At 62.8% G+C, this 19956-nt stretch carries 16 protein-coding genes and 1 tRNA gene; 12 read left to right on the top strand and 5 right to left on the bottom strand.

What is annotated here, in order from left to right:
* Nucleotides 1-29: 29 nt before the first annotated feature.
* Nucleotides 30-566: a hypothetical protein gene (locus AC1RT4_RS05330; protein ID WP_007951411.1), complete on the top strand. Its 537-nt coding sequence runs from the start codon at nt 30-32 to the stop codon at nt 564-566.
* Here the strand turns inward: AC1RT4_RS05330 and AC1RT4_RS05325 are convergent.
* Both AC1RT4_RS05325 and AC1RT4_RS05320 read right to left on the bottom strand, forming a co-directional pair.
* Nucleotides 465-1928 (bottom strand): cation:proton antiporter, encoded by a 1464-nt coding sequence (locus tag AC1RT4_RS05325; RefSeq protein ID WP_493084079.1) that lies wholly within the window; start codon nt 1926-1928, stop codon nt 465-467. The two genes, AC1RT4_RS05330 and AC1RT4_RS05325, sit on opposite strands and share 102 nt — an antisense overlap.
* Nucleotides 1929-2060: 132 nt before the next feature.
* A complete protein-coding gene (locus AC1RT4_RS05320; protein WP_493084078.1) occupies nt 2061-3215 on the bottom strand; it encodes a MalY/PatB family protein in 1155 nt (384 codons plus the stop codon).
* A gap of 219 nt (nt 3216-3434) precedes the next feature.
* Here AC1RT4_RS05320 and fdnG point away from each other — a divergent pair, with 219 nt between their 5' ends.
* Genes fdnG through fdhE form a run of 4 tightly spaced genes read left to right on the top strand, consistent with a single transcriptional unit; the run spans nt 3435 to nt 9030 of the window.
* Nucleotides 3435-6500: a formate dehydrogenase-N subunit alpha gene (gene fdnG / locus AC1RT4_RS05315; RefSeq protein WP_493084076.1), complete on the top strand. Its 3066-nt coding sequence runs from the start codon at nt 3435-3437 to the stop codon at nt 6498-6500.
* Nucleotides 6501-6514: 14 nt separating this feature from the next.
* Entirely contained in the window at nt 6515-7450 is a 936-nt protein-coding gene (fdxH, locus tag AC1RT4_RS05310) for a formate dehydrogenase subunit beta (protein WP_236188551.1), read from the top strand.
* Nucleotides 7447-8100, top strand: a complete 654-nt coding sequence (locus AC1RT4_RS05305; RefSeq protein WP_102716835.1) for a formate dehydrogenase subunit gamma — start codon at nt 7447-7449, stop codon at nt 8098-8100. The genes fdxH and AC1RT4_RS05305 overlap by 4 nt, the downstream gene beginning before the upstream one ends.
* 3 nt (nt 8101-8103) lie before the next feature.
* Nucleotides 8104-9030, top strand: coding sequence for a formate dehydrogenase accessory protein FdhE (fdhE, locus tag AC1RT4_RS05300; protein WP_493084073.1), 927 nt, complete (start codon nt 8104-8106; stop codon nt 9028-9030).
* A gap of 3 nt (nt 9031-9033) precedes the next feature.
* Here fdhE and AC1RT4_RS05295 read toward each other — a convergent pair whose 3' ends face one another.
* Both AC1RT4_RS05295 and AC1RT4_RS05290 read right to left on the bottom strand, forming a co-directional pair.
* Nucleotides 9034-10365: an ATP-binding protein gene (locus tag AC1RT4_RS05295; RefSeq protein WP_493084071.1), complete on the bottom strand. Its 1332-nt coding sequence runs from the start codon at nt 10363-10365 to the stop codon at nt 9034-9036.
* Nucleotides 10362-11087: a response regulator gene (locus tag AC1RT4_RS05290; protein WP_074690605.1), complete on the bottom strand. Its 726-nt coding sequence runs from the start codon at nt 11085-11087 to the stop codon at nt 10362-10364. Before AC1RT4_RS05290 ends, AC1RT4_RS05295 begins: the two co-directional genes overlap by 4 nt.
* A gap of 149 nt (nt 11088-11236) precedes the next feature.
* Here AC1RT4_RS05290 and AC1RT4_RS05285 point away from each other — a divergent pair, with 149 nt between their 5' ends.
* The 5 genes from AC1RT4_RS05285 to AC1RT4_RS05265 all read left to right on the top strand — a co-directional run bounded on the left by AC1RT4_RS05285 (nt 11237) and on the right by AC1RT4_RS05265 (nt 15713).
* The gene (locus AC1RT4_RS05285) at nt 11237-11548 is read left to right on the top strand and encodes a hypothetical protein (protein ID WP_011334117.1); all 312 of its coding nucleotides are present in this window, start codon (nt 11237-11239) and stop codon (nt 11546-11548) included.
* Between the two features lie 17 nt (nt 11549-11565).
* The gene (locus AC1RT4_RS05280) at nt 11566-12246 is read left to right on the top strand and encodes a DUF3313 domain-containing protein (RefSeq protein ID WP_493084068.1); all 681 of its coding nucleotides are present in this window, start codon (nt 11566-11568) and stop codon (nt 12244-12246) included.
* 51 nt (nt 12247-12297) lie between these two features.
* A complete protein-coding gene (gene selA, locus AC1RT4_RS05275; RefSeq protein ID WP_493084066.1) occupies nt 12298-13704 on the top strand; it encodes an L-seryl-tRNA(Sec) selenium transferase in 1407 nt (468 codons plus the stop codon).
* Nucleotides 13701-15611, top strand: coding sequence for a selenocysteine-specific translation elongation factor (gene selB, locus AC1RT4_RS05270; RefSeq protein WP_493084465.1), 1911 nt, complete (start codon nt 13701-13703; stop codon nt 15609-15611). The genes selA and selB overlap by 4 nt, the downstream gene beginning before the upstream one ends.
* A gap of 6 nt (nt 15612-15617) precedes the next feature.
* Nucleotides 15618-15713: transfer RNA gene (locus tag AC1RT4_RS05265), tRNA-Sec, on the top strand.
* A 7-nt stretch (nt 15714-15720) separates the two neighbouring features.
* Here AC1RT4_RS05265 and AC1RT4_RS05260 read toward each other — a convergent pair.
* Nucleotides 15721-17016: an OprD family porin gene (locus tag AC1RT4_RS05260; RefSeq protein WP_493084064.1), complete on the bottom strand. Its 1296-nt coding sequence runs from the start codon at nt 17014-17016 to the stop codon at nt 15721-15723.
* Between the two features lie 163 nt (nt 17017-17179).
* Here AC1RT4_RS05260 and AC1RT4_RS05255 point away from each other — a divergent pair, with 163 nt between their 5' ends.
* Together AC1RT4_RS05255 and AC1RT4_RS05250 are read left to right on the top strand one after the other, a co-directional pair.
* Nucleotides 17180-17644 carry a MaoC family dehydratase gene (locus tag AC1RT4_RS05255; protein WP_085683671.1) on the top strand — a complete coding sequence of 155 codons (465 nt, stop codon included), beginning with the start codon at nt 17180-17182 and terminating at the stop codon, nt 17642-17644.
* Nucleotides 17645-17724: 80 nt separating this feature from the next.
* Complete coding sequence (locus AC1RT4_RS05250) at nt 17725-19920, top strand: OsmC domain/YcaO domain-containing protein (protein ID WP_493084062.1); 2196 nt, start codon at nt 17725-17727, stop codon at nt 19918-19920.
* Nucleotides 19921-19956: the final 36 nt, after the last annotated feature.

The raw sequence follows: 19956 nt of genomic DNA, 5'->3' as shown, positions 1-19956 counted from the left end.
CCAAACGCTTTGTTTCGGAGCGTTCCATCGTGCCACGCATATTGACCCAACCGACCGCCGAAGAGACCCTGAACGAACATAACGCCAAAATGTTCGGTTCACCCAAGGAACGGCTGGATTTCTACCGACGGGAAATCCAGTACGAAACCAGCATCCTGGCCAACCGCACCGATGCCTACCTGGCGGCGCAATCGTTTCTGGTGATTGCCTTCGCGTCCTGCATGGCCAACCTCAACCCCGAGTGGGGCAAGTTGTTCACCCTGGTGGTGCCACCGTTCCTGGCCTTGCTCGGCCTGCTCAGTTCGCTCAATGCCTGGCCGGGGATTCGTGCCGCCTACGACATCATCGATCATTGGCACTTCAAGCAGAGTGAATTGCTGCGCAGCGAACCCCTGATGGGCCTGGCATATGACGAATCGCCGCTGTTCAGCGAAATGGAGTCGAGCCACAAGGGGTATCGCAAGTCACTGCTGTTTTCCATTCGTACGCCGTGGATCTTTGCCACGTTCTGGATGTTGCTGGGCAGTTACGCCTTCTACATTCAGGTGACCAACCCGGGAAGCTGAAGCACCACCGTGCTCTTCGGCTTTGCCCGGTTTTTGACGCCCCTCGTAGCGGGCCAGAATTGGCTGGGTGCTGACGCCGTGCAGCAGAATGCTCAGCGCCACCACCGACAAGGTCAGGTCGGTACACAGCGTGCCCACGCTGTCGCCCAGTCCATGATTCAGCGCATAAAAGAGGTAGAACAGACTGCCGATTCCACGAATGCCGAACCAGCCGATCAATAACCGTTGGCGCCCAGCCAGCAGCGATCCCCACGGCATCAACCCCACGCAGACCGGGCGAATGACACAGAACAGCACGCCGCCGACCAGCAGCGCCCGCCAATCCCAGTGACTGACCAGCACCACGCCCAGCAGCGTGACCAGAAACACTTCCATCGCCCGCTCGACCAGACTGCCGAAGGCGAGCATGTCGCCCATCATGATGCCGGCGGCCACCTGGCTGTCTTCCAGTCGTTCGGTATCGCCGTGCACCGCATGCTGCGGCTCGACGTTCTGATGGCCGACCACCGGTTGCACCAGATGCTCGGCGGGCGGTTGGTGGGCGCCGGTGGATTTGACTTCCTCCTGCCGCAACCCCAGGCCGGCGGCGAACACCGACAGAAACCCGTAGCCACCGATGGATTCCGCCACCACGTAGGCCAGCGCGATCAACGCCAGCGCCAGATAGTCATTGGGGCTGAGGGTGCTGTCATCGTTGCGGATGCGCAGTGACAAGGTCAGGCGGCCGATGCCGCGGCCCATCCAGTAACCGCAAAGCAATCCGGCGGGCACGGCCCAGAGCAGGCTGCGCAGCACCCAGTCGGGCCATTCGGCGGCAAAACCTTCACCGTTAAGCAGTAACAAGCCGAGGATCACGAAGGGAAAGGCTATCCCGTCATTCAGTCCGGCCTCGCCGGACAGGCCGAACCGTACGCTGTCGACGTCCCGCGCATCGTTGACCTGCACCAGCGCCGCCAGCACCGGGTCGGTCGGGGCGAGGATCGAGCCGATCAGCAACGAAGGCCCCCAAGGCATGTGCAGGCCGAAGTGCAACAGCAGACACACGCCGATGATGGTCAGCACCATCACCGGGCCCGCCAGGCCGAATGCGATCCGCCAGCGTTTGTCGCGCAATGGCAAACGCAACTTCAAACCGCAGACGAACAGGGAAAACAGCACCGCGACTTCGGTCAGGTGCTCCATCCACTTAGAGGCTTTATCCAGCGGCAACTCCAGCAGATCGAGCCCGACCGGACCGATGCCGATACCCAGCAACAGACACACCGCCGACGTCGTCACCGGCATCCAGCGCAGGTAGGACGACGTCAGGGCGAGGGTCAGCAGCACGGCGCCGAGTACTGCCACCCAGATGATAAATGTCATGGTTGCCGGCCCGTCCTCACCCTCGCGACCCGTTTGGGGGCCTTGAATGTATTGAGACGCGTCCGGTGCGCCGGTTCACTTTTTCCTGCGGCCACTGTCTGGAACAGCCTCCGCATTCAGATCACGGCAGCGTCAGGCCTTGCGTTCGGCCAGGCTGCGCGCCATCCGCGCAATGCCTTCTTCGAGCATCGAACGCGGGCAGCCGAAGTTCAGGCGCACGAACTGTTGGCTTTGATCGCCAAAATCCAGGCCCGGGCTGAGGCCGACGCGGGCGTGGTCCAGGAAGAATTTTTGCGGGTCGTCCAGATCCAGCGCCGAGCAGTCGAGCCAGGCCAGGTATGTGCCTTGCGGCACATTGATGGTCACGCCGGGCAAGCGGTTGCGCACGGCGTCCACCAGCCAGTCACGGTTGGCTTGCAGGTAGTGTTTCAGCGCTTCAAGCCATGGGCCGGCTTCGCTGTAGGCCACGCGCGTGGCTTCCATGCCCAGCGGGTTGACGCTGTCGACCATGCCGCAACGGGCGTGGTTGACGCGTTCGCGCAATGCGGCGTCCTGGATGATCATGAACGAGGTCTTGAGACCGGCGATGTTGTAGGCCTTGCTGGCCGACATCAGGGTGATGGTGCGGCGGGCGATCTCCGGGCTCAGGGAGGCAGTCGGAATGTGGACGCGGCCGTCGTAGCACAGCTCGGCGTGGATCTCGTCGGAGATGATCCAGGCGTCCTGCGCCACGCAGATGTCCGCCACGGCTTGCAGTTCTTCACGGCCAAAGACCTTGCCGATCGGGTTGTGCGGGTTGCTCAGGAGCAGGGCGCCGCCACCGGTCAGGGATTCACGCAATGCGTCCAGCGGGGTGGCGTAGCTGCCATCGGCCTGGGCGTTGAATTCCAGTTCGACCTTGTTCAGGCCCCAATGGCCCGGTGCATGGCGCAGCGGCGGGTAGTTCGGTGTTTGCACCACGACGTTCTGCTGCGGTTGCACCAGCGCCTTGAGCGCCATGTTGAAACCCGATTCCACACCCGGCAGGAAGATCAGCTCTTGCGGTTTGACCCGCCAGGCGAACTTGTTCCAGAGGTCGGCGACGATGGCCTCGCGCAGGTTGTCCTGGGCCACGCTGTAGCCAACCAATGGGTGCAGCAGGCGTCGTTGCAGCGCCTCGATCACCACCGGCGGCGCGGCGAAATCCATGTCAGCGACCCACATCGGCAACACGTCGGCCGGATAGCGGCTCCACTTGGTGCTGCCGGTGTCGTGGCGGTCGAATACCTGATCAAAATCGAAAGTCATGCGCGGTCTCTGAAGGCGGAGATGGGTCGTGCCGGCGATGATAAACCCCCATCCCCTGTGGGCGCGAACTTGTGACCCGAGGGTGGCCGACGGTCGGTTTTCACACAGGCAGCGGGGGCGTTGTCTACAGTGAAAAGGTCGGCATTCGTTTGCCGCAACCGTGATTGTCCAGAACAAACCCGGCTCAAGTACCGGGTTCCACCTGATCAGGAGTGCACGATGGATCTCAGCCGTCGTCAGTTCTTCAAGGTCACCGGTATCGGCCTTGCAGGCTCTAGCCTGGGCGCGTTGGGCATGGCCCCGACGCCGGCCTTCGCCGAGCAGGTGCGCCACTTCAAGCTTGCCCACACCCATGAAACCCGCAACACCTGCCCGTATTGCTCGGTCGGTTGCGGCTTGATCATGTACAGCCAGGGCGATGCCGCGAAGAACGTTGCGCAAAACATCATCCATATCGAGGGCGACGCCGACCATCCGGTCAACCGCGGCACCCTGTGCCCGAAAGGCGCCGGCCTGCTGGACTTCATTCACAGCCCCGGCCGCTTGCAGTACCCGCAGGTACGCAAACCCGGCAGCAGCGAATGGACCCGAATCACCTGGGACGAAGCCCTCGACCGCGTCGCCGACCTGATGAAGGCCGACCGCGACGCCAATTTCGTCGAGCAGAACGCCCAGGGCCAGACGGTGAATCGTTGGCTGACCACCGGATTCCTCGCAGCGTCGGCAGCGTCCAACGAAGCGGGTTACATCACCCACAAGGTGGTTCGCAGTCTCGGCATGCTGGGGTTCGATAACCAGGCGCGTGTCTGACACGGCCCGACGGTGGCAAGTCTTGCCCCGACGTACGGCCGTGGAGCCATGACCAACACCTGGACCGATATCGCCAACGCGAATCTGATCCTGGTGATGGGTGGCAACGCAGCAGAAGCCCATCCTTGCGGCTTCAAATGGGTGACCGAAGCCAAGGCGCACAATGCCGCGCGGCTGATCGTGGTCGATCCGAGGTTTACCCGGACCGCGTCAGTGGCCGATTACTACGCGCCGATTCGCACCGGCAGCGACATCGCGTTCATGGGCGGGCTGATCAACTACCTGTTGACCGAGGACAAGATCCAGCACGAATACGTGCGCAACTACACCGACGTGTCGTTCATCGTCAAAGCCGGTTTCGGCTTCGAGGACGGACTGTTTACCGGTTACGACGCGGCCAAACGCAGCTACACCGACAAATCCACCTGGGGTTACGAACTGGGGGATGACGGCTTCGTCAAAGTCGACCCGACCCTGCAGGACCCGCGCTGCGTCTATCAGCTGATGAAGCAGCATTACAGCCGCTACAACATCGACCTGGCGAGCCAGATCTGCGGGATGCCGGTCGATGCGATGCAGAAAATCTGGGAGGAAATCGCCACTTGCTCGATCCCGGGCAAGACCATGACCATTCTCTATGCGCTGGGCTGGACTCAGCACTCGATTGGCTCGCAGATCATCCGCAGCGCGGCGATGGTGCAACTGTTGCTCGGCAACGTCGGCATGCCCGGCGGCGGGGTCAACGCCTTGCGCGGACACTCGAACATCCAGGGCCTGACCGACCTCGGCCTGCTGTCCAACGCGCTTCCGGGTTACCTGACCCTGCCCACCGACGCCGAGCAGGATTACGCGGCCTACATCCATAAACGCACGCAAGTACCGCTGCGGCCGGGGCAATTGTCCTACTGGCAGAACTACAGCAAGTTCCACGTCAGCCTGATGAAAGCCTGGTACGGCGCCAATGCCACCGCCGAGAACCAGTGGGCCTACAACTATCTGCCGAAACTCGACATCCCCAACTACGACATCCTCAAGGTGTTCGATCTGATGGGGCAGGGCAAGGTCAACGGCTACATGTGCCAGGGCTTCAACCCGATTGCCGCGTTGCCGGACAAGAACCGGGTGATGGCGGCGCTGGCCAAGCTCAAATGGCTGGTGGTGATGGACCCGCTGGCCACCGAAACCTCGCAGTTCTGGGAACACGTCGGGCCGTTCAACGATGTGAAGAGCGCCGACATCCAGACCGAAGTGATTCGCCTGCCGACCACCTGTTTTGCCGAAGAGGACGGTTCGCTCGTCAACAGCAGCCGCTGGCTGCAATGGCACTGGAAAGGTGCCGACGGCCCCGGCGAAGCGCGCACCGACGTGCAGATCATGAGCGCGCTGTTCCTGCGCCTGCGTGAGCGCTATCAGGCCGAGGGCGGCAAGTTCGCCGATCCGCTGTTGAAGCTGTCGTGGCCGTACAAGATCGCCGAAGAGCCCTCGCCGGAAGAAATCGCCAAAGAGGTCAACGGCTACGCCACCACCGATTTCACCGACGCCACGGGTGCGGCGATCAAGGGCAATTCGCAACTGGCCGGGTTCGCTCAGCTCAAGGATGACGGCAGCACCGCGTCTGGCTGCTGGATCTTCTGCGGCAGCTGGACCGAAGCCGGCAACCAGATGGCCCGCCGCGACAATAACGACCCTTACGGAATGCACCAGCATCAGGGCTGGGCGTGGGCTTGGCCGGCCAACCGGCGGATTCTGTACAACCGCGCCTCGGCGGACGTCGCCGGCAAGCCGTGGGATCCGAAAAAACGCCTGGTCTGGTGGAACGGCAAGACGTGGGGCGGCACCGACGTGCCGGACTACAAGGCCGACGTACCGCCGGAAGCCGGGATGAACCCGTTCATCATGAACCCCGAAGGCGTGGCGCGGTTCTTCGCCGTCGACAAGATGAACGAAGGGCCATTCCCCGAGCACTACGAGCCGTTCGAAACGCCGATCGGCATCAACCCGCTGCACCCGGACAACAAGAAAGCCACCAGCAACCCGGCGGCGCGGATCTTCGATTCGGTGTGGGACAGCCTCGGCGTGGCCAAGGATTATCCGTATGCAGCGACCAGCTACCGGCTGACCGAGCATTTCCACTTCTGGAGCAAGCACTGCAAGTTGAACGCGATTGCTCAACCCGAGCAGTTCGTGGAAATCGGCGAAGTGCTGGCCAAGGAGAAGGGCATCGCTGCCGGCGACCGGGTGCGGGTCAGCTGCAAGCGCGGGTTCATTGAAGCGGTGGCGGTGGTGACCAAAAGGATCCGGCCGTTGCAGGTCAACAACCAGGTGGTGCACCAGATCGGCATTCCGCTGCACTGGGGCTTCACCGGCCTGACACGCCACGGTTACCTGACCAACACCCTGGTGCCGTTCCTCGGCGATGGCAATACACAGACCCCGGAATCCAAGTCATTCCTGGTCAACGTGGAGAAGCTCTGATGGAGAATCTTTAGATGGCCAGCCAAGACATCATTGCCCGCTCGGCCACCACGACCCCGGCGCCTTCGATACGCGGTCAGGAACAGGTGGCCAAGCTGATCGACACCACCAAATGCATCGGCTGCAAGGCCTGCCAGGTCGCGTGCTCGGAATGGAACGAGCTGCGCGACGAGGTTGGCCACAACCACGGCACCTACGACAATCCGCAGGATCTGAGCGCCGATTCATGGACGCTGATGCGCTTCACCGAGCATGAAACCGACGCCGGCAACCTCGAATGGCTGATCCGCAAGGACGGTTGCATGCACTGCGCCGAACCCGGTTGCCTGGCGGCGTGCCCCAGCCCCGGCGCGATCATCAAGCACGCCAACGGCATCGTCGATTTCGATCAGGACCACTGCATCGGCTGCGGTTATTGCATCACCGGCTGCCCGTTCAACATCCCGCGCATTTCGCAGAAGGATCACAAGGCCTACAAATGCACGCTCTGTTCCGACCGGGTGGCGGTGGGGCTGGAACCGGCCTGCGTGAAAACCTGCCCGACCGGCGCCATCGTGTTCGGCACCAAGGACGACATGAAGACCCACGCCGCCGAACGCATCGTCGACCTGAAAAGCCGTGGCTTCGACAACGCCGGCCTGTATGACCCGGCAGGCGTCGGCGGCACCCATGTCATGTACGTGCTGCACCACGCCGACACCCCGAAAATCTACGCCGGTCTGCCGGACAACCCCGAGATCAGTCCTCTGGTAGGCCTGTGGAAGGGCATCAGCAAACCGCTGGCGTTGCTGGCCATGGGCGCGGCAGTGCTGGCCGGGTTCTTCCATTACGTGCGGATCGGCCCGAACCGGGTCGAGGAAGATGAACATCCCGAACCGCCCGACACCTCGGTGCACGTCGTCGATCCGGCGGTGCACACCTTCGACCCACGCGGGGAGGGCCGGCCATGAGCAACAAGACGATCCTGCGCTACACCGCCAACCAGCGCACCAATCACTGGCTGGTGGCGATTCTGTTCTTCATGGCCGGGCTATCGGGGCTGGCACTGTTTCATCCGTCGATGTTCTGGCTGACCCACCTGTTCGGCGGCGGGCCGTGGACGCGGATCCTGCACCCGTTCATGGGCGTGCTGATGTTCGTGTTCTTCCTTGGCCTGGTGTTTCGCTTCTGGCGCTCGAACTTCTTCATCGACAACGACTGGAAATGGCTGCGACGCATCGACCGGGTGCTGGTAAACGACGAGGAAACCGTGCCGGCGGTGGGCAAGTACAACGCCGGGCAAAAGCTGCTGTTCTGGACTTTACTGCTGTGCATGCTCGGGCTGTTGTTCACGGGGCTGGTGATCTGGCGCGCGTATTTCAGTCATTACTTCGGCATCACCACGATTCGCTGGGCGATGTTGCTGCACGCACTGGCGGGGTTTGTGCTGATCCTGAGCATCATCGTACACATCTACGCCGGGATCTGGATCAAGGGTTCGGTGGACGCGATGATGCACGGCTGGGTCAGCCGCGCCTGGGCCAGGAAACACCATGCACTCTGGTATCGCGAGGTGGACAGCAAAGATCCGCCAGAGCGACCGGTCACGAAAAAGGGCTGACAGTTGCCAACCATCCTCGAACCCGGAGAAATCGAAGCGGCGGCCAGTTCGCCGCCGTTTCTGCACCTGCCGCCGCACAACCTGTTCACGTTGCGGGCTCAGCGTCTTGAGCGTCTGGCCGAAGGGCATCCGCTGGCCGACTATCTGCATTTGATTGCCGGGTTGTGCCGTGTCCAGCAGCAGGTCTTCGACGACCCGCCCTCGACCGCGCCGCTTGATGAACAGCGACTGGACGTCTGCCGGCAACACGGCATGCCACCGTTCGCCGCCGACACCCTGATTCGCGAGGACACCTGGCAGCTGTATCTCGAGGCTTTGCTCCAGCGTTATGTCGCCCCCGAGCAACCGGCGGTGGTCGAGGCCGTGACCACGCTGCGCATCGCCAGCCCCGGCCAGTTGCGCGCCTGGGCCGTGGCGCTGGTCAGCGGCCAGTATTCGCTGGTGCCGGCGGCGCTGGTGCCGTTTCTCGGGGCGGCGCTGCAAGCGGCGTGGAGTCATTGGCTGCTCAGTGCGCCGAACCTGCAACTGACGCCCGGCGACAGCCTCAGCCAGTGCCCGGCCTGTGGCTCGCCGGCCATGGCCGGAGTGATCCGCCATCGCGGCAAGCACAACGGCCTGCGTTATCTGGTGTGTTCGCTGTGCGCCTGCGAATGGCATGTGGTGCGGGTCAAGTGCGTGTATTGCGAGCAGAGCAAAGGGCTTGAATACCTGAGCCTTGAGGATGACCGTCACGCGGCCAATCAGGCGCCGTTGCGCGCCGAAGTCTGTCCGGGCTGCAACAGCTACCTGAAGTTGCTGTATCTGGAGAACGACGGGGAGGGCGAGGCGCTGTCGGCGGATCTGGGCAGTCTGTTGCTCGACATGCGCCTGGCTCAAGACGGTTATCAGCGGCTGGCGCCAAATCTGTTGCTGGAGCCCGGCGACGAATAGGCCTCAGCGATGGGGCAATTCAACCCGTGCGCACAAGCCGCCGCTGCGGCGATTGCGCAAACTCAGTTCGCCACCCTGTTCACGAATGATTCCCCGTGCCGCCGAAAGACCGAGCCCGACGCCACCGGTGTCGCGGTTGCGCGAGGTCTCGAGTCGGAAGAACGGATCGAACACCCGCTCCAGCGCGTCCTCGGGAATCCCCGGCCCCTCGTCAATCACCTCGATGCGGATCGACGTGTCATCGCTGCTCAGCACCACGCTCGGGCGCTGTCCGTATTTCACCGCGTTATCCAGCAGATTGACGATGACCCGTTTGATGCCCAGCGGCCTGCCGTCGTACACCACATGCGCCGGACCGATGAAACCGATGTCCAGGTGCTGATCGCGGTAGTCATCGACGATGGTTTGCAGCAACTCCGACAGATCGAACGCGGTGGATTGCTCCAAGTGAGTGTCTTCACGGAAGAACGCCAGGGCGGCGTTGATCATCGATTGCATTTCCTCGATGTCGCGGATCAGTTTGCCCTGATGGTCGAGGTCTTCCATGAACTCGCTGCGCAGGCGCATCCGGGTCAGCGGTGCGCGCAAGTCGTGGGAGATAGCGGCTAGCATGTGGGTGCGTTCGCCGATGAAATGCTGGATCTGCGCCTGCATCGTGTTGAAGGCGACGATGGCCTGACGGATTTCGTGCGGACCTTCTAGGGGGATCGGCGGCGCTTTCAGGTCCCCGCCGAAACGCCGCGCCGCATGGGCAAAGCGCTGCAACGGCTGGGCAAGTTGCCGCGTGGCCAGCCAGGCGACCAGCAACGTGGCGACCAGTCCCAGAGCAACGATCACGGCAATCCGTACGTTAAGGCTCAAGCCCCAACTGCGCTCCGGCGGCGTGAACGACAGCCAACTGTCATCCGCCAACCGCACCAGCGCCATGTAATGCGCTCGAGGGCTGCCGGCGGGCCAGTCGTCGGGGTTGAACACGTCGATCTGTCGGTCATCGCCAAGCAATTGCCGCAGCGCCGGCACTTTTCCGGCCTCGACCTGTTCGCCGTCCCCCGGCAGACCGAAGTCGACCCGACGGGGTTTCCATAACACTTCAAGCATCGGGCTGCTGGCGGCACTGGCCAGTTGCGGGCGCAAGTTTGCCGGCGCAGCCTCGATCACCCGCGTGGTGGCGGCGATCTGTTCCAGCAACCCGGTGCGCTCGATCGGCGGTCGGGCCCAGATCCCCGCGACCTGAACGAACAGCGCATTGAGCAGCAGCGAAGCGAGCATGGCAGCCACGATCGTCAGGGCAATCCGCCGACTGAGGGTGTCGCGCCGCAGCATTCGGCCGATCATGAGCGGCTGACCTTGGCGGTGAACATGTAACCGCCGTTGCGCACGGTGCGGATCAGGTCCGGGCGCTTGCTGTCCGGTTCGATCTTGCGCCGCAGCCGACTGATCTGCACGTCGATGCTGCGGTCATAGGCGTCGTGGCCCTGGCCGTGGGTCAGGTCGATCAGTTGCTCGCGGGTCAGGATGCGTTGCGGATGTTCGAGCAACACCAGCAACAGGTCGAATTCGCCGGCCGACATCGGAATCATCACGCCTTCGGGCGAGCGCAGTTCACGGCAGGTAATGTCCAGATGCCAACCGGCGAAGGCCATGACCGGCCGTGAAGGCTCGGCGCCGGACGGCGTGCTCTCACCGACCCGACGTTGCAGGGCGCGCACCCGGGCCAGCAGTTCCTGCGGGGCGAAGGGCTTGGTCAGGTAGTCGTCGGCGCCCAATTCCAGGCCGACGATCCGGTCGCTCAGCTCGGCCATGGCCGTGAGCATGATGATCGGGATGCCCATCTGCGCACGGACCTTCTGGCACAGGCTCAGACCACCCTCGCCGGGCAGCATCAGGTCGAGGATGATCGTGTCCGGCCGTGCCTGCGCAATGGCCGCCCACATGGCCTCGCCATGGGCGGCGACATCGACCTGATAGCCGTGCTGAACGAAGAACTTCTTCAGCAAGGACAGAATTTCCCCGTCGTCATCGACGATCAGCAATCTGCTCACGTTTGCGCAATCCATGAACCCAAAAGAAGCGCATCTAAAACCATTTCGATGCGCCGGTCATATATTTCAATCCTGCAACATTCCTTCAGCGCCGACATCAGCCGGACATCGTCGGGCAAACATCCGCAGGCACTCTGCACGCCTTCCAACCAAGGGGGCTCAACATGAAGGACATGAACAGCGGCTACATCACCCGGGACCATGGCGCCGTGCGCCCGTTGATCCTGACCCAGCGCACCACCGCACCGGGCCCTGATACACCGATCCTGTTTCAGGAGACGTGCCTGGGGCTGGCCAACGATCAGAGCCAGTTGATCCTGCGCCGCTATTTCGAACGGTTCAGCCCGACCGAGGCCCATTGGGTCGAATACCTGCACACGATTCCTACCGCCGAATTCATCCAATGGATCATGACCCACGGCCAGTTGCGCATCGAGTGCTCCGACAACACCCCGCACAGCCACGTCCACGCCTGAAAAAGGAAACACCCTCGATGAGTAACCATCGCTCACTGGCCGTGTTGTTTGCCGCCTCCCTCAGCCTGTCGGCGTGCAGCAGCAAGAAGCTTCCGACCGAGCCGCAGGCCGGGTTTCTCCGGGATTACAGCGTGCTCAAGGAAGGGCAGACCGCTTCGGGGCAGAAGATTCTGAGTTGGGTCAGCCCGACTCTGGCCAGAGGCCGTTACACCCAGGTTTATCTGGCGCCGAGCCAGTTCTATCCACGGCCCCAGCCTTCGCCGCGCATTCCCCAAAGTACCTTGTCGGGCGTGACCCACTACTACGACGCTGCCCTCAGACTGGAGCTGGGCAAGGTGCTGCCGCTGGCGTCGAAACCCGGCCCGAACACGCTGATCGTCAAACCGGCCATCACCCAGGTCGCCGCCAGTACTCAGGGCCTGCGCTTTTATGAATGGCTGCCGGTGACGCTGGTTGCGGCCGGCGTGAGCACCGCCACCGGCATTCGTGACCGCGACAGCGAGATTGCCACGGAAGTGTCCTTCGAGGACGGCTCGACCGGGGAAGTCGTGGCCGAGGTGGTGCGCAAGGGCAAGGGTATACCGCTGGAGAACGACAAACAGGTCATGAAGCCCGATAACGTGAAAGCCGTACTCGATGGATGGGCGACGGACCTGAGTCAAACCTATGTGCCGGTTCAGAGGGCCGCGCTGCGCTAGAAGCAGGGTGGTCTAACATCATCAGGCGTATTTCGATTTCGGGAGTGCCTGATGTCCGTGAGTGTTGCCCTGCGGTTACCGTCGATTGACAGCCTGTTACGCCACCCCGCGTGCCAGCCATTGGCCGAGCGTTACGGGCGCGAATCGCTGTTGACGGGGTTTCGCCAGTTACTGGATGACTTGCGCGAAGCGGTGGTGGCGGGGCAATTGACCGCCGTTGAAATCAGCCCTGAAGCGCTGGCCGGAAGGGTTGCCGAACGTCTGGCGCTGAAGCAGCGCAGTCAGGTGCGCCGGGTGTTCAACCTGACCGGCACGGTGCTGCACACCAACCTCGGCCGCGCCTTGTTGCCCGAAGAAGCCATTGAAGCGGTGCAACTGGCGGCGCGCTATCCCTTGAATCTGGAATTCGACCTGGCCAGCGGCAAGCGCGGTGACCGCGACGACCTGATCGAAGGCCTGATCCGCGAACTGACCGGCGCCGAAGCCGTGACGGTGGTCAACAACAATGCCGCCGCCGTGCTGCTGACCCTCAACAGCCTCGGCGCGCGCAAGGAAGGCATCATTTCCCGGGGCGAACTGATCGAGATCGGCGGCGCGTTCCGCATCCCCGACATCATGAGCCGCGCCGGCGTGCGCCTGCACGAGGTCGGCACCACCAATCGCACCCATGCCCGCGACTACGAAGCGGCAATCAGCCCACGCAGCGGCCTGATCATGCGCGTGCACGCGAGCAACTACAGCATCGAAGGCTTCACCGCCCGGGTGCCGACTTCCGAACTGGCCGTGTTGGCTCATCGGCATGACCTGCCGTTGCTGGAAGATCTTGGCAGCGGCAGTCTGCTGGACCTGACCCGCTGGGGTTTGCCGGCGGAACCGACGGTACGTCAGGCGCTGCTTGATGGCGCCGACATCGTCACTTTCAGCGGCGACAAGTTGCTTGGCGGGCCCCAGGCGGGGGTGATCGTCGGGCGCAAGGACTTGATCGCGAAGATCAAGAAGAACCCGCTGAAGCGCGCATTGCGTGTCGACAAACTGACGCTGGCCGCACTCGAAGCGGTGCTCGGGCTCTATCGCGACCCGGACCGGCTGGCCGAGCGTTTGCCGAGCCTTCGTCTGCTGACCCGCCCGCAAGCCGACATTCTGGCCCAGGCCGAACGCCTGCAACCGGCCTTGGCCGAATTGTTGGGCGAGGACTGGACCGTCACGGCGGAGCCCGCGTTGGGCATGATCGGCAGCGGAAGCCAACCGGTGGCGCGTCTGCCAAGCGCGGCATTGTGTTTGCGCCCGCAAGTATCGAAACGCCTGCGCGGACGTTGCCTGTTGAACCTGGAAGCCGCGCTGCGCGCCTTGCCGATCCCGGTGCTCGGGCGGATCGATGACGACGCGTTGTGGCTGGATCTGCGCCAACTCGACGATGAACCGGCGTGGCAGGCGCAACTCGGGCAGTTGCAAACGTGATCGTCGGCACGGCAGGGCACATCGACCACGGCAAGACGTCACTGCTCGAAGCGCTGACCGGGCAAACCGGCGACCGCCGCCCGCAGGAACGCGAACGCGGGATGACCATCGACCTCGGTTATCTGTACGCAGAACTGGCGCCCGGCGCCGGGCTGACCGGTTTCATCGACGTGCCGGGCCACGAGAAATTCACCCACAACATGCTCGCCGGCGCGCAGGGCATCGATCTGGTGTTGCTGGTGGTGGCGGCGGATGACGGCGTGATGCCGCAGACCCGCGAGCATCTTGCGATAGTCGAGCTGCTGGGCATTCCACGGGCGCTGGTGGCGATCACCAAATGCGACCGGGTCGAGGCGGGCAGGGTGGAAGAGGTTCGCCGGCAAGTTGAAAGCCTTCTGGCGCCGGGACCCTACGCCGGGGCGCCGTTGCTGACGGTTTCCAGCGTGACGGGCGAGGGCGTCGACGCGCTGCGCGAGGCGTTGCTGCAGATAGAAGGCGAGGAGCGCAGTCGCGAAGGCGGATTTCGCCTGGCCATCGACCGGGCGTTCAGTGTCGCTGGCGCCGGTATCGTGGTGACGGGGACGGCGCTTTCGGGCTCGGTCGCCGTGGGTGACAAGCTCAGCCTCGGCCCGGCGGGCAAAATCGTCCGGGCCAGGGGCCTGCACGCGCAGAATCAGGCCGCCGAACAAGCCTTCGCGGGCCAGCGCGTGGCCCTGAACATCAATGCGGATCGCCTGGAACTCGGGCAGATCCATCGCGGCCAATGGTTGCTCGCCGAATGGCTGCACGCACCGACCCAGCGGCTGGACATCGATTTCCGGCTATTGCCGGGCGAACGGGTTTTCGAGCATTTCCAGCCGGTGCACCTGCATCTCGGCACTCAGGACGTGATCGCCCGGGTCGCCTTGCTGGAGGGTTCGAGCCTGGCACCCGGCGAGCGCATGTTTGCGCAACTGCTGACCAACGTCCCGGTGCACGGCGTCCACGGTGATCCGCTGATCCTGCGTGACGCCAGCGCCCAGCGAACGCTCGGCGGTGGTCGCGTGCTCGATCCCTTTGCCCCGGCCCGCCAGCGGCGCAGCCCGGAACGGCTGGCGCAACTGCGTGTGCTGGCGATCAGCTCCGAGCTGGAACAGGCCTTGCCGACGCTGCTGGAATACAGCGAAAGCGGCCTCGATCCGCAGCGCCTGGAACGCCAGTTCAATCGTCCGCGTGAGGGCTGGACGCTGCCGGACAACGTCCGCCTGATCGAAACCCGTCAGGGTCCGGTGCTGTTCAATGCGCAGCGCTGGGGCATGCTCAAGTTCACCCTGCTGGAACAACTGGCGCGCTTTCATGAGTTGGAGCCCGATCAGATGGGCCCGGATCGCGACCGTCTGCGGCGTTTCAGCGGTTTGAGCCTCGAACGCGCGACCTTTATCAGCCTGCTGGAAGAACTGCTCGGCGCCGGCTCGCTGGTCGCCAGCGGCCCGTGGCTGCATTTGCCCGACCATCAAGTGCGCCTGAGCGCCGACGACGAAACCCTGTGGCAGGCGTTGCAACCGTTGTTCGAACAGGCCGGCTTCGATCCGCCGTGGGTACGCGACGTGGCGAAAGTCGTCGGTCAGGAGGATGCGACTGTGCGTTTGCTGCTGCGCAAACTGGCGCGCCTTGGCGTGATGCATCAAGTGGTGCGCGACCTGTTTGTCACCGACATCACGCTGCGGCAAATGGCGGCGGTGCTGCTGCGCCTGGCCGAAGAAAATCCGCAGATCGAAGTCACGGCATTCCGCGATGCGCTAGGCTTGGGACGCAAGCGCAGTATTCAGATCCTCGAATACTTCGATCGGCTGGGCCTGACCCGGCGCGTCGGCGAAGGCCGGCAAATCCGTACCGACAGTGCGCTGGCCAACCCCGGCGCCGACTGAGTTCAAGGAAGGCAATCGCGCCCGGTGGCGCGGCCGGGCTTCAAACCCGGTTGGGGACGGCATCCGTTCCCGGGCAGGTTCGACTCCGGCTGCCTTCCGCCAATTTCCCTCAAAAGCCCAACGGGTACTGGATCACCATGTAGATCCGGTCGATGTCATCGCCGGCCTGGGCGCTGTTGGCCCGGTGCGAAACATGGGACAGCTGCAGCGACAGATCCTTGGCCGCGCCGGACTGGACGATGTAGCGCAGATCGATGTCCCGTTCCCAGTGTTTGCCGCCGTCCCCTTGCTGCGGCTGGTATTGCCCGCTGTCCGCGTCAAACGGGTTATAGGCGCCGCCCTTGGGCGCGTGGGTGCCGTCGATATGGCTGCCGGCGACGTAGCGGGTCATGAAGTTCAGCCCGGGAATGCCGAAGGCGCCGAGATCCAGGTCGTAACGCGCTTGCCAGGAGCGCTCGTGGGCGCCGTTGAAGTCGGCGTATTTGATCGAGTTGGCCAGGTAGATCGAGTCGCCGCCGACGAAATCGAACGGCGTGTCGCCATTGATGCGCTGCCAGCCGAGCATCACCGCATGGGCGCCAAAGGTGTATTTGCCCGACAGGCTGAACGCGGTGTTGTCGATGTCGCCGGCCAGTGCCTGCCCGGTGTCGCGGGTGTGGTAGACGTTGGCGTCGAGCAACAGACCGGACTGTTTGAAATGCAGGTTGGCGTAGTACTGGCGCCAGGTGTCGCTCAGATCGGACGCATATAACGCGCCGCCCACCGGGCTGTCGCTGAACAGGTCGGTGCCGATAAAACTGATGCTTTCGCCCCGGGTGCTGGCGCCATAGCCCTGAAAATCGCCTTTGCCGGAAGAGCTGTCCTGGTTCTTGAACGCCGTGAAGCGCCCGGCGACAAGACGCGCGTTATCGATCTCGCGGCTGTCGAGCAGAAACCCCGTGGCGTATTCCGGTTGCAGGCGTTTGTCCGAGGTGTCGAACACCGGCGTTTCAACGGTCATTTCACCGAAGGCGAGGGTGGTTTTCGAAGTCTTCAATTTCAGCGCACCGCCAGCGCTGGAATAGTCGCTTTCGCTACGGCCATCGCTGTCCACCGGCAACAGTCCCGTGCCGGAATGCCCCTTGCCGCCATCGAGTTTCAGACCATAAAAGGCGTGGGCATCGAGGCCAAATCCAACGGTTCCTACGGTGAAACCAGATGCGAAATTGCCGATAAACCCTTGAGCCCATTCCTGTTTGTAGTTTTTCCCGGACGGAGAGGGCGAGCGATAGTCGTTGCTCAGGTAGAAGTTGCGGCTGAGCACTTCGGTCTTGGCGTCGTCGAGAAACCCGCTGGCGGACGCGGTATCGGCGAGCCCGCCAATCAGTAAGGCCAGCGCGAGGCGCGGCGTGGATAAAACCATCATGAGTCAGCGACCAGCATTGGCGGAAGGTGACGCCATGGTCACGCGGATCGGCTTCTGGTGATTGAGCGCATGTGCTGAGTTGATTTGTGACCAAACGTCACGGAACGCGCCTGCCCGCCGAGGCATGGACTAGCCTCAAGGGAAACCGCCAGAGGGCGAGATCATGACCGTTCATGAGTGGGAAAAACTCTACCTGGATGACTTGAGCGTCGGACAAACCTTTGAAAGCGACCCCGTGACCGTCGAACGCGAGTCGATGCTGGCATTTGCCCGGGAGTTCGACCCGCAGCCTTTTCACCTCGACCCCGCCGAAGCTGAAGTGAGCCTGTTCCGTGGCCTGGCCGCCAGCGGCTGGAACACCGCAGCGCTGACCATGAAAATGCTGGTGGCCAGCGTGCCGCTGGGCAATGGCATCATCGGTCTGGGCATCGAACTGGCCTGGCCGACGCCGACTTATCCCGACGATGTGCTGCATTTGAACTGCACCGTGCTGGCCATCGACCACTCGGCCTCGAAAGCGGACAGGGGCGTGGTGACGATGTTGATGGAGACGCGCAACCAGCATGACAAGGTGGTGCAGCGGGCGACGGGGAAACTGCTGGTGTTCCAGCGGCCGGCGGAGGATTGATTGCTCAAAGCACAAGACTTCACGCTCAAAAGCCGGATAATGGCGGCCAATTTGTTTAGCCCGCTATTCTGGTAACCCGCATGGAAATCAAGGTCAATTTTCTCGACAACCTCCGACTCGAAGCCAAGTTCGATGACTTCACGGTGGTGGCCGACCAACCGATCCGTTACAAGGGCGATGGCTCTGCACCGGGTCCGTTCGACTATTTCCTGGCGTCGTCGGCCTTGTGCGCGGCTTACTTCGTAAAGTTGTACTGCAGCACCCGCAATATCCCGACCGAAAACATTCGTCTGTCGCAGAACAACATTGTCGATCCGGAAAACCGCTACAACCAGATCTTCAAGATCCAGGTCGAGCTGCCGGCAGACATCTCCGAGAAGGATCGCCAGGGTATCCTGCGCTCGATCGACCGTTGCACGGTGAAGAAGGTGGTGCAGGCCGGGCCTGAGTTCGTGATCGAGGAAGTCGAGAACCTCGACGCGGATGCCCAGGCCCTGCTGATGCCGGCTTCCACGTCCGGCGCGGGCACCTGCATTGCCGGTAAAGACCTGCCGCTGGAACAGACCATCGCCAACATGTCGGGGATTCTGGCCGACCTGGGCATGAAGATCGAAATCGCTTCGTGGCGCAACATCGTGCCCAACGTCTGGTCGCTGCACATCCGCGATGCGCAGTCGCCGATGTGCTTCACCAACGGCAAGGGCGCGACCAAAGAGAGCGCGCTGGCCTCGGCGCTGGGCGAGTTCATCGAGCGGCTGAACTGCAACTTCTTCTACAACGATCAGTTCTGGGGCGAAGACATCGCCAATGCCGAGTTCGTGCATTACCCGGACGAGCGCTGGTTCAAGCCGGGCGCCAAGGATGAGTTGCCTGCGGAAATTCTCGACGAATATTGCCTGGGCATTTACAACCGCGACGGCGAACTGCGCGGCTCGCACCTGTACGACACCAACTCCGGCAACACCCAGCGCGGCATCTGCTCGCTGCCGTTCGTGCGTCAGTCGGACAACGAGGTCGTGTACTTCCCGTCCAACCTGATCGAAAACCTGTTTCTCAGCAACGGCATGAGCGCCGGCAACACCCTGGCCGAAGCGCAGGTGCAGTGCCTGTCGGAAATCTTCGAGCGGGCGGTCAAACGCGAAATCCTCGAAGGCGAAATGGCCCTGCCGGATGTGCCGCAAGAGGTGCTGGCGAAGTACCCGGGCATCCTCGCCGGGATCAAGGCGCTGGAAGAGCAGGGCTTCCCGGTGCTGGTCAAGGACGCGTCGCTGGGCGGTGAATTCCCGGTGATGTGCGTGACGCTGATGAACCCGCGCACCGGCGGCGTGTTCGCCTCGTTCGGCGCGCACCCGAGCTTCGAAGTGGCGCTGGAACGCAGCCTCACCGAGTTGCTGCAGGGCCGCAGCTTCGAAGGTCTCAACGATCTGCCACAGCCGACCTTCTCGGGCCAGGCCGTGACCGAGCCGAACAACTTCGTCGAGCACTTCATCGATTCCAGCGGCGTGGTGTCGTGGCGCTTCTTCAGCGCCAAGGCCGACTTCGAATTCGTCGAGTGGGATTTCTCCGGCAATGGCGAAAACTCCAACGCCGAAGAGGCCGCGACGCTGTTCGGCATCCTTGAAGACATGGGCAAGGAAGTCTACATGGCGGTCTACGAGCACATCGGCGCCAAGGCTTGCCGCATTCTGGTGCCGGACTATTCGGAGATCTATCCGGTAGAAGACCTGATCTGGGACAACACCAACAAAGCACTGCAATTCCGTGCCGACATCCTCAACCTGCACAACTTGAGCAAAGTCGGTCTGCGCAACCTCGCCAAAGGCCTGGAACACAGCGAACTGGACGATTACACCGACATCACCACGCTGATCGGCATCGAGTTCGACGACAACACCCCATGGGGCAAGTTGACCATCCTCGAACTGCGCCTGCAGATCTACCTCGCCTTGCAGAAGTACGATCAGGCCAAGGATCTGGTCGAAGCCTTCCTGCAATACAACGACAACACCGTCGAGCGCGGCTTGTTCTATCAGGCGGTCAACGTCGTGCTGGAAATGGAGCTGGACGAAGATCTGGAGCTGGAAGACTACGAAGCCAACTTCCGCCGCATGTTCGGCGACGAACGCATGGATGCGGCGATCGGCTCGGTCAACGGCAGCGTGCGCTTCTACGGTCTGACGCCGACCAGCATGAAGCTGGAAGGGCTGGATCGGCACCTGCGTCTGATCGAGAGCTACAAGAAACTGCACGCAGCGCGGGCCAACTTCGCGGGTTGATTCCGTTGGCGGCACGCACAAAAAAAGCACCTTCGG

Source organism: Pseudomonas sp. GW821-FHT11D10 (assembly GCF_058808435.1).
The sequence above is the reverse complement of the archived record's forward strand: the minus strand, read 5'-3'. Positions and strand labels throughout refer to the sequence as shown.

Excerpts from the sequence above, each read along its gene's own strand:
- AC1RT4_RS05325 (WP_493084079.1), bottom strand. The coding sequence starts at position 1,928 with ATGACATTTATCATCTGGGTGGCAGTACTCGGCGCCGTGCTGCTGACC.
- AC1RT4_RS05320 (WP_493084078.1), bottom strand. The coding sequence starts at position 3,215 with ATGACTTTCGATTTTGATCAGGTATTCGACCGCCACGACACCGGCAGC.
- fdxH (WP_236188551.1), top strand. The coding sequence starts at position 6,515 with ATGGCCAGCCAAGACATCATTGCCCGCTCGGCCACCACGACCCCGGCG.
- AC1RT4_RS05305 (WP_102716835.1), top strand. The coding sequence starts at position 7,447 with ATGAGCAACAAGACGATCCTGCGCTACACCGCCAACCAGCGCACCAAT.
- AC1RT4_RS05295 (WP_493084071.1), bottom strand. The coding sequence starts at position 10,365 with ATGATCGGCCGAATGCTGCGGCGCGACACCCTCAGTCGGCGGATTGCC.
- AC1RT4_RS05290 (WP_074690605.1), bottom strand. The coding sequence starts at position 11,087 with ATGGATTGCGCAAACGTGAGCAGATTGCTGATCGTCGATGACGACGGG.
- AC1RT4_RS05285 (WP_011334117.1), top strand. The coding sequence starts at position 11,237 with ATGAAGGACATGAACAGCGGCTACATCACCCGGGACCATGGCGCCGTG.
- AC1RT4_RS05280 (WP_493084068.1), top strand. The coding sequence starts at position 11,566 with ATGAGTAACCATCGCTCACTGGCCGTGTTGTTTGCCGCCTCCCTCAGC.
- selA (WP_493084066.1), top strand. The coding sequence starts at position 12,298 with ATGTCCGTGAGTGTTGCCCTGCGGTTACCGTCGATTGACAGCCTGTTA.
- AC1RT4_RS05260 (WP_493084064.1), bottom strand. The coding sequence starts at position 17,016 with ATGATGGTTTTATCCACGCCGCGCCTCGCGCTGGCCTTACTGATTGGC.
- AC1RT4_RS05255 (WP_085683671.1), top strand. The coding sequence starts at position 17,180 with ATGACCGTTCATGAGTGGGAAAAACTCTACCTGGATGACTTGAGCGTC.
- AC1RT4_RS05250 (WP_493084062.1), top strand. The coding sequence starts at position 17,725 with ATGGAAATCAAGGTCAATTTTCTCGACAACCTCCGACTCGAAGCCAAG.